At 64.2% G+C, this 9,752-nt stretch carries 8 protein-coding genes; all 8 read right to left on the bottom strand.

From position 1 onward, the window contains the following. On the bottom strand, window positions 1-1,375 hold a 1,375-nt coding region (locus tag EN932_RS20095; RefSeq protein WP_164890546.1), incomplete at its 3' end, for an FGGY-family carbohydrate kinase. A gap of 22 nt (window positions 1,376-1,397) precedes the next feature. After that, window positions 1,398-2,216 (bottom strand): aldolase, encoded by an 819-nt coding sequence (locus EN932_RS20090; RefSeq protein WP_206519140.1) that lies wholly within the window; start codon window positions 2,214-2,216, stop codon window positions 1,398-1,400. A 14-nt stretch (window positions 2,217-2,230) separates the two neighbouring features. Then, window positions 2,231-3,928 carry a glycerol-3-phosphate dehydrogenase/oxidase gene (locus EN932_RS20085; RefSeq protein ID WP_128369006.1) on the bottom strand — a complete coding sequence of 566 codons (1,698 nt, stop codon included), beginning with the start codon at window positions 3,926-3,928 and terminating at the stop codon, window positions 2,231-2,233. A 21-nt stretch (window positions 3,929-3,949) separates the two neighbouring features. Continuing rightward, on the bottom strand, window positions 3,950-4,945 hold the full coding sequence (locus EN932_RS20080) for an aldo/keto reductase (protein ID WP_027161269.1): 996 nt from the start codon (window positions 4,943-4,945) through the stop codon (window positions 3,950-3,952). Next, complete coding sequence (locus EN932_RS20075; protein ID WP_024504451.1) at window positions 4,942-5,922, bottom strand: sugar-binding transcriptional regulator; 981 nt, start codon at window positions 5,920-5,922, stop codon at window positions 4,942-4,944. Before EN932_RS20075 ends, EN932_RS20080 begins: the two co-directional genes overlap by 4 nt. Window positions 5,923-5,947: 25 nt before the next feature. Further along, a complete protein-coding gene (locus EN932_RS20070; protein ID WP_224674565.1) occupies window positions 5,948-6,871 on the bottom strand; it encodes an ABC transporter permease in 924 nt (307 codons plus the stop codon). Window positions 6,872-6,947: 76 nt separating this feature from the next. Continuing rightward, window positions 6,948-8,483, bottom strand: a complete 1,536-nt coding sequence (locus EN932_RS20065) for a sugar ABC transporter ATP-binding protein (protein ID WP_127365502.1) — start codon at window positions 8,481-8,483, stop codon at window positions 6,948-6,950. A 93-nt stretch (window positions 8,484-8,576) separates the two neighbouring features. Beyond that, window positions 8,577-9,608, bottom strand: coding sequence for a substrate-binding domain-containing protein (locus tag EN932_RS20060; protein WP_013529471.1), 1,032 nt, complete (start codon window positions 9,606-9,608; stop codon window positions 8,577-8,579). Between the last annotated feature and the right edge of the window lie 144 nt (window positions 9,609-9,752).

Genomic DNA, 9,752 nt, shown 5'->3' with positions numbered 1-9,752 from the left:
TGGCGGTTGCACCGGCACTGTAGTCCGCGAAAATGCCGACGCCGGTGCCCGCCGCGATCGCCGCTCCCAGCGCGCCGGTTTCGCGGCTGCGCGCCACGGTGACGGGCACGCCGAGCACATCGGCGAAAATCTGCGGCCAGACGCTGCTGCGCGAGCCGCCGCCGGACAGCACCACCTGGTCGAAATCGGCGCCCGCTTTGTGCAAGGTCTCGACATGGCGCTTATGCTCGAAGGCGACCCCCTCGAACAGCGCACGCAGCAGATGGGCTCGGCTGTGCCAGCCGGCGATGCCGTAGAAGCCGGCGCGCGCATGGCCATTCTGCTGCGAGCCATAAAGGAAGGGATGATAGATCGGGATGTCGCTGTTGGGATCGACGGACGCCACCAGTTCGCTGCACAATTCGAATGGCGACTTGCCGGCTTCGCCGCCATGTTCGAGGAATTCGCGAACGATCCATTCGAGATTGGCGGCCGAGGTGGCACTGGATTCGATCGCCAGATAGCGCTGGCGATCGAAAGTCGACAGCATGAAGATCGAAGGGTCGCGGATCGGCTTGTCGGTGATGACCTGGTTGATGCTCCAGGTTCCGGCGATGACCGAGGCGGCACCGGTTCTGGTCACGCCCGAACCGACCGCGCTGGCGACGACATCGAACAGCCCGGCGACGACCGGCGTGCCGGCGCGCAGTCCCGTCAGGGCCGCCACCTCCGCGCTGACATGGCCGGCAATGTCGGCCGATTCCAGCACTGGCGGCAACAGGTCCATGCAATCGCCGAGCCCATAGGCGGCAAGCAGGTCCGGCTCGTAGCGGCGGTCCTGCATCTGCAGCAGGCCGCAGCCCGACATATCTGAAGTATCGCTGCTGCGCGCACCTGTCAGGCGGTTGACGACGAAATCCTTGCACAAGAACACAGTTCCGATGCTGGCAAACAAAGCCGGCGAAAAGCGCTTGAGCCAGGCAAGCAGGGTCGGCGTCTGCGCCGCCCACGGCCGCTGCAGGCAGTGGGCGTAGGTGCGGTCGCCGACATTCTGTTCTGCCCACTCAGCAACGATGTCGACGGCGCGTGTGTCGAGCGACTGGATGCCGATCAATGGCGCGCCCGCACGATCGAGCGCGTAGAGCCCGTTGCCATGGCCGGCGCAGCCGATGGCGACGATCTCGCCGGCGTCGATACCGGCTTCAGCGATGCATTGACCAATGACCGAGACCGAATTGCGCCAGAGTTCGTCGAGGTCGCGTTCGACATGTCCGGGCTTTGGCATGGACGAGCGGCCGTCACGGGCGGCGAATGCCAGTTCGCGGCCCGACAGGTCGAAGAGGATGGCCTTGATGACGGTGTTGCCGGCATCGAGACCGAGGATATAGCTTGCCATTGGCGCCTCCCGAGACCGCAGCCTATGCCTGGTTGTACAGATCCCAGGCTGCGCCGCCATCGGCATCGTCGTGAATGATTGCCATCAGCCCGCGCACGACAGCGCTCGGGTTGGCATGCTGGTAGATGTTGCGGCCATAGACCATGCCAAGCGCACCCTGTGCCATCAAGGCGGCCGACTTGTCGAACACGGCACGCAGATCCTCCTTGCCGCCGCCGCGCACCAGCACCGGGCAGCGCGCCGCCTCGACGACGCGGTGGAAGTCGTTGGGATCGGTGGTCGGGTCGGCCTTGACGATATCGGCACCCATCTCGCGGGCAAGCCGGGTCAAGGTGACGATCTTATCGGCGTCGCCGTCGACCATGTAGCCGCCATGCTCGGTGACCGGCAGCATGGCCAGCGGCTCGATCATCAGCGGCAGGCCGTATTTCTCGCAACCGGCGCGCACGCGGGCGATGTTCTGCACGCATTGCCGGAACAGGTCCGGCTCGTCGGGTAGCATGAACAGATTGACCACGACGCAAGCCGCATCCATCTCGATGGCGCCAAGCAAGGGCTCGGCTTCGTTCTGCAGCACCGCCCACATCGCCCGGTGGCGTATCCTGTTATAGGGATTGCCCATGTCGATGCGCATCACCAGCGCCGGCTTGTCCTTGCCAGGCACGGCCTGCAGCAGGTCGGCCTGGCCGTAGTTCATCTGGATGGCGTCGGGGCCGGCCTTGACCAGCTGGTTGACCACGCTGGCCATGTCTTCCAGCCCGGCAAGGAAACTCGGCTCGTTGCAGACGCCATGATCGATGGCGACGTCGAGGCAGCGGCCGCCGCCGAACAGCCGGTTCATACGGACTTTCTTGTTTACGCGCATAGGGCGCTCCTTTGATGTGTCTGGAGGTCGATGCCGTGCCGGTCGGCCAGCAAGGCGAGGAAGGTCGAGCGCTCGGTGGCAGCCTCGCTGGCGCTCCAGTCCTTGTGCGCCGCCAGCATGTCGAGAACGGCGTTGACGAGGTCGAAGCTGAGACCGCCTGAAATGGCGATGGTGGTGCGGCGCAAGAACAGGTCGGCAAGGCACTCGACCTGCTCGCGCTCGATGATGCGCCCCATCTCGCTTGCCGAATAGTCCGACTGCGGCAGCATCTGTTCGCCCGCCGGGTGCGAAACGAAATCCCTGGCCGACGTGCCATAGCGCTGCAGAAGCGTTTGCGCGCGCTCGACCGTCAGGCCATGCTCGGCGGCGGATGACGCGCACCAGGCGTCCGGGTCGGCCGGAAAATCACGGCCGCCACCGATGGCCATGTCCTGCGTTCCCTGGCTGCGCGCGAGGCCGAGCCGCTTCAGTACCATGTCGGCGGCCAGCGCTCCAAACGAACGGAAGGTGGTCCACTTGCCGCCGATCATGCACAGTGTCGCCGGCAGGCGCCCGCTCGCTTCTACGAACTCGCAAAAATGATCGCGCGGTATGCGGCTGGTAAAACTGTCCTCGCTGGCGGGCAAGGGTCGCACGCCGGCGAAGCGGAACACGATCTGGTTTTCAGCTACTTTGATCGACGGGAATACAAAGGCGAGCGACTGCAGGATGTAGCGCTGCTCGTCCTCCTCGCAACGGACCTTGTCCGGATCGTCGACCCGGATGTCGGTCGAGCCGATCAGCACCTTGCCGAGATAGGGAAACAGGATGCAGATGCGCCCGTCCTCGTTCTCGTAATAGACCATATGGCCGCCGAGCGCGTCGAACAGTTCTGCATTGTCGACGATGAGATGCGAGCCCTTGGTGCCGCCCATCATCGTCTGCGCCGCCGCCCCGATGGCCTTGTTGGTCAGGTCGATCCAGCCGCCAGTAGCGTTGATGACCAATTGCGCCCGTACCGGCAGTTGTTCGCCCGTCAGCGTGTCGGTAATGGCGAGGCTATCACCTGTCGACGATACCAGAGCGTAGTTCAAGGCGCGGGCGTTCGCCGCGCTCGCCGTGGCGTCCAGCAGCATCTCCAGGCCGAGGCGTTCGGGCCGGCTCACCCAGGCGTCGTAATAGGTCGCCGAATTGCGGATCGCCGGATTGATCGCCGGCCATTTTCTCAAGGTTTCGGCGCGGCCCCTGAACCTGTGCGTCGGCATCAAACGCCGTGCGGCGGTGAACAGGTCGTACATGGCAAGGCCGGTCTTGATGACCAGCGCACCACGCCGGCTCGGCCGCCGCGTCAGACCCAGGAAACGCACCGCACCGTTGGCAAGGCCGGAGAAAATGTCGAAGATCGGCACCGTCGTCGGCAACGGGACCACATAGTGCGGGGCATTCCTCAGCAGCCGGTCACGTTCGAGCAGCGATTCGCGCACCAGTTTGAATTCGCCGTTTTCGAGATAACGCAGGCCGCCATGCACCATGCGTGAAAGGGCGGCGCTGGCGCCGCTGCAATAATCGCCCTTTTCCGCCAGTACGACATCGACGCCTTGCAGCGCCAGTTCGCGAAAGACGCTGATGCCGTTGATGCCGCCACCGATGACGAGCACGGCGATATCAGGCCGGTCGCGCAGACCGGCTAACGTATGGCTACGGTTCATCGGGGCTGTTGCCTTTTTTTCTCAGGCATCCATCGCGGTGAGATGCGCGGCTGCCGCGGCGTCGATTGCCGCAAGCTCGCCTGCCGCAAGCGTGATCTCCCCGGCCCGCGCATTGTCGAGCGCCTGTTCGGGATTGCGCGCGCCGCACAGCGCGAAGGTGATGCCCGGCTGGGCGAGCGTCCAGGCGATGACGATCTGCGCGGTCGACGCCTGGTGGCTCTCGGCGATAGGGGCGATGGCCTCCTTCAGCTTTGCCACCTTCTGTCGGTTGGCCGTGGAAAAGCGCGGGTTGTCCTTGCGCTGGTCGTCGCCGCCGAATGTGCGGCCGGGGTCGACCGTGCCGGTGAGCAGCCCCAGCGCCAGCGACGAATAGCTGAGCGTGGCGATGTCATGGCGGCGAGTGATCGGCAGCAGGCTGCTCTCGATGTCGCGGTCGATCATCGAATAGCGCTCCTGGATCGCATCGAGCTGGCCGGCATCGATATAGTGGCCGAGATCCTCGGCGCTGATATTGCTGGCGCCGATGGCGCGGATCTTGCCGGCTGCCTTGAGCTTTTCCAATACCGCCATCGTCTCGGCGATCGGCGTCGTCGGGTCCTGCCAATGGGTGATGTAGAGGTCGATATGATCGGTGCCGAGACGCCGCAGGCTCTGCTCGACCTCATAGGCGATGCCGTCGGCGCCGAGATAGCGATGCACTGGCTTGTCGTCCTGGTCGAAGAAATGCCCGCCCTTGCCCGAATGCCAGTTCAGCCCGCATTTGGTCGCGATCACCACCTTGTCGCGCTTGCCCTTGATGGCGGTGCCGACGATCGCCTCGCTGCGGCCAAGACCGTAGGCCGGCGCTGTGTCGATCAGGCTGAGGCCGGCATCGATCGAGGCTTCGATCGCCCGCACCGACTCCTTTTCGTCGGTGCCGCCCCACATCCATCCGCCAATCGCCCAGGTGCCCAGGCCCACGGCCGACGCCGATATGCCGGACTTGCCGATCTGCCGCTGGATCTGTCGAGAATTCATGCTGCCTCCTGTTCGGCCAGCTCGAGGATCTGGAGCCCCGTGGCCTCGTCCGTGACGATGGTGTCGAGATGATTTCCGCGCATTGCGGCGAGGATCGGCGCGACCTTGCTGGCGCCACTTGCAATGCCGATCGAGCGCGGGATGGTCGCGAACTCGTCAAGCGTCAGCGAGACCAACGAACGGTTGAGCGAGTAGTTGCAAAGCTTGCCCCGGCGATCGATGAGATGGGCGAGCAGCTCGCCTGTTGCCCCGGACTTCTCGATCGCCTGGCGATCGGCATTCGAGGACGGATGCAAATCGTAGTAACTGGAATCGTCGGTCAGGATGGAGCCGACACCCACCACCGCGACATCGGCCTCGCGCGCCTTGCGAAACACGTCTGCGACGGAGCTGATGCCCATCAGCATCTCGCGCTGCTGCGCGGTGTCCGCAAACAACGGCGCATGGATCTGATAGGCGCGGCCGCCGAGCTTGTCGGCCATCAGCGAGGCGACGTGGTTGACATCGGTGTAGTGCTTGCCCTGCACCAGCCCGGTGGCGGGAATGATTTCGACGTCGTAGCGGCGCCCCGGCTTGAGACCGGCGACCAGCGCGCTGACGCCCTTGCCGCCGGTGATCGAGATGGTGTCGCCGTCCTTGATGGTGTCGAGCAGCAGCCCAGCCGCAGCCTCGCCGACCCGCTGCAGGGCGGTGTGCGGATTTTCGGAGACCGACGGCACCACCATCGCCCGCTCGATGCCGCCCAGCGCCACCAGCCGCGCTTCCAGGTCGACCAGATGGTCGATCGGCGACTTGATCTTGATCTCGACGAGACCAAGCTGGTGACCGCGCTTGATCAGCCGGTTGACGGTCGCGTGCGAGATGCCGAGTTCCCCGGCGATCTCGGCCTGGGTCTTGCCTTCGACATAATGCAGGACAAGCGCCTGGTGCATCTGACGAACAGCGGCGATGTCGTCGCGGGTGTTGGGAGGGGCCATGGTCTTGTTTCGCCGCCTTTGAGGTTCAGGACTTCTTGCGGTGCAGGAAGTGATCGATCGACACCGCTGCCAGCAGGATGCATCCCTTGATCATGTCCTGCCAATAGACCGAGACATCGAGCAGGATAAGCGAGCTCGTCACCACCGACAGCAGAGCCATGCCGAGGATCGCCCCGAAGATGGTGCCCGAGCCGCCATTCAGCGAGGCGCCGCCGATGACGGCCGCGGCGATGATGTTGAGCTCCATGCCGGCGCCGAAGGTCGGCGTCGCCGCGCCGAAGCGCGCCATGTAGATGACGCCGGCCACTCCGGCGAGGGTCGAGCACAGCACCGTGACCCAGAACTTCACCTGATTGGTCCTGATGCCGGAGAACTGCGCGGCCTTCTCGTTGGAGCCGGTGTAGAAAACCTTGCGGAAGGCCGTGGCGCGACGCAGCAGGAAGTCGAAGATCGCCACCACGACGATGAAGATCAGGATGACATAGGGGATGTTGTTGAAACTGCCCTGGCCGATGGCCTTGAAGGCCGGCGGCAAGGTGAACAGCGACAGCGGCGTGCCCTTGGTGACCACCAGGCACATGCCGCGCACGATGACCATGGCGGCCAGCGACGTGATGAAATGATTGAGCCCTATCACGGTCACGAAGAAGCCCATGGCCGCGCCGATCAGCGCGCTGACGCCGATGCCGATCAGGCTTGCCGTCCAGGGATCGAGCCCGGCGAGGAACAGCGCACCCGAGACCACCATCGAGAAACACACGACCGAGCCGACGGAAAGGTCGATGCCGCCGACGATGAGCAGGACGGTCATGCCGACGACGACGATGCCTTCGATGGAGAAGCTCATCAGCATGGCGCGGAAATTGCCCCATGTCAGGAAGTGCGGCGAGGCGAAGCTCATGGCGATGCACAGCGCCAGGATGATGACGATCAGCCCGGCCTCGCGCATCGAGGCGAGGTGAGCGAAGTTGATGCGCCGCCCGGCGGACTTGATCTCGGCGTGCACGAGCGCTTCTCCTGATTCCCTAGGCGACATTCTGGGCCTGCCTTTGAATTGAACTGTCCTGGACGCCCGAGGCGAGCATGATGATGGCTTCCTCGCCGAGCTCGCTGGCGGCGAGTTCGCCGGCGATCCTGCCTTCGCGCACCACAAGAACGCGGTCGCACAAGCCAATCAGCTCCGGCAGTTCGGACGAGATGATGATGACGCCGACACCGCTGCCAGCTAGCTGGCGCAGCAGCCGGTGAATCTCGACCTTGGCGCCGACATCGATCCCGCGCGTCGGCTCGTCCATGATGATGACCTTGGGACTGACGGACAGCTGCTTGGCGATAGCAACCTTCTGCTGGTTGCCACCGCTCAGCGTCGACACAGTGGCCTCGATGCCGGCCATGCGCACGCCGAGCCTGCCGGTCAGCTCCCGCGCCTGACGATCCTCGGCCTTGCGGTCGAGCAGGCCGAGGCGCCCGGTGAGCCGGCCGAGGTCGAGCGCCGATATGTTCGCCGCGATCGGCAGATCGAGGAACACGCCGGAGCCTTTGCGATCCTCAGAGAGATAGACCAGCCCCGCCTTGACCGCATCGCCATAACTGCGCGGCCGCAGCTGCTTTCCGTCGAGCGCGACGGTTCCAGAGGTCATTGGCCTGAGGCCGCAGACCGTCTGTGCGATCTCGCTGCGGCCGGCGCCGATCAGGCCGCCTATGCCCAGAATTTCGCCAGCGCGAAGCTGCAGATCGACGTCGGCGAAGCGGCGCCCATCGGAAAGCCCCTCGACCGACAGGAGAAGGCGCCCAGGCCCTTGCGGCGCCAGCTTGTCGGGATAGAGCTGGGTGATTTCGCGGCCGACCATCTTGCGCACGACATCGTCGGGTGAAACGGCGGCTATCGCATCGGTCGCCACGTAGCGGCCGTCGCGGAAGACGGTGACGCGGTCGCAGAGCGAGAAGATCTCGGCCATGCGGTGGCTGATATAGACCACCGAAATGCCACGTTCCCTAAGCCCGCGCAAGATCGAGAACAGGCGTTGCGCTTCGCTTTCGGTGAGTGCGGCGGTCGGCTCGTCGAGCATCAGCACCTTGCAGTCGAGCGTCAGCGCCTTGGCGATCTCGACGAGCTGCTGGTTGGAAATGGAGAGGTCGGCGACCCTGGTGCGCACCGGAATGGGCGCGAGCAGGTCCATGACCTTCTGGGCGTCAGCGTAGAGCTTCTGGAAATTCATCAGCGGCGCGCGCCGGCTGTTGATCGCGGCCATGTAGATGTTTTCGGCAACCGTGGCGTCCTGACACAGCGCGATCTCCTGGTGGACGAGCGCGATGCCGAGACGTTGGGCGGCCGCGGGCGAGTGAATCGAAATGCGCTCACCATCGATCAGGATGTCGCCCTCGTCGGGCTGCAATACACCGGCGATCATGTTCATCAGCGTCGACTTGCCGGCGCCGTTCTCGCCGCACAGCGCATGGATTTCGCCGCGCCGCAGCTCGAACCGCACGTCGCTCAGTGCCTTGACCGGGCCGAACGCCTTGGACAGGCCGCGGATTTCAAGAATGGGCGCCTGGGTCACGCCATGCTCCTGCGATGCTTGCGGGGGAGGAAGGAGGCCGAAGCCTCCTTCCCGGTTGGTCCGGCCTTGTGGAGGCCGGGGCGGCGATCGAGACTATTCCTCGATGCCCTTGGTGCCGCGACGCTTGAGGTACTTGTCCCAGTAGAAGTCGTCCGCATTGTCCTTGGAGACGATGGAGAAGCCATTGTCGACGAAGGGCACGCTCATCGGGTTGAAACCCGAACGCTTGGCGTCGTTCATCGGATCGATCAGGCCGGGATGCTTGGCCATCCACAACAGCATGAAGCCCATATAGCCCTGCATGCCCTGGTTGGGATTGACCGAGCCGAAGATCTCGCCGGCCTTGATCATGTCGAGGATCTTGGCGTTGACGTCGGCGAGCATGACGCGGATCTTGCCGCCGCCTTCCTTGGCGGCCTGGGCAGCACCGATGGCCGAGTTGGCCTCCGGCATGAACACGGCGCCGAGGTCCGGATGCGCCTGGGCCAGGCTCAAAACCGCCTGATAGGCCTTGGTCGGATCCTGGTTCGAAGCGGCGCGGCCGACGAGCTTCATGTCAGGCCATTTGGCTTCCATGCGGGCAACGAAGGCGTTGACGCGCTTGTCGTGGTTGTCCTGACCGGGATTCTCCAGCACCGCATATTCGCCCTTGCCATCCATCGCCTTGGCAACGGCGTCGGCGGCATAGGTGCCTTCGGCATTGTTGTCGGAGGTGATGTAGGAGACGCGCTTGGAATTCGGCGAGTCGGCGGCGAAGGTCACCACCGCGGTGCCCTGCTCGATGGCGCGGTTGATCGGCTCGATGAACGGATCGGAGTTCATCGGGTGTACCAGTATGCCGGCAGGCTTCTGCGCCAGCGCCTGGTCGAAGGTGGCGATCTGCTTGTTGACGTCGTATTCCGGCGTACCCGTATAGGCGGTCTCGCAGCCGAACTGCTGGCCGGCCTGCTTGAACATTTCATAGACCGGGAACCAGTATTCGACGCCCGAGACCATCACGTTCATGACGTATTTTTCACCCGGCTCGCATTTGAACGGGTTAGGGGTTTCGGCGCGTACCTGCATCGACCCAAAGCAGGTCGATGCAGCCGCCGCGATTGCGAGCGTGCTCAGAAATTTGCGCAAGTTTCCTCCCTTGGCCGAAGCCATCCTCAATGACCGTTGCAGGCACTCAGTGAGCGCTGCCGTATGGATTTGATGATGCCGACCTTCCTCCGAAAGCCGACGATCGGGACATTACAGCCCGGGCGCGCATTGTCAATATAATTC

The sequence above is a fragment of the Mesorhizobium sp. M7A.F.Ca.US.002.01.1.1 genome, assembly GCF_004022955.1.
In the GTDB taxonomy this organism is placed as follows: domain Bacteria; phylum Pseudomonadota; class Alphaproteobacteria; order Rhizobiales; family Rhizobiaceae; genus Mesorhizobium; species Mesorhizobium ciceri.
Note: the sequence above shows the minus strand (reverse complement) of the source record. Positions and strands in the feature narration are given on the sequence as shown.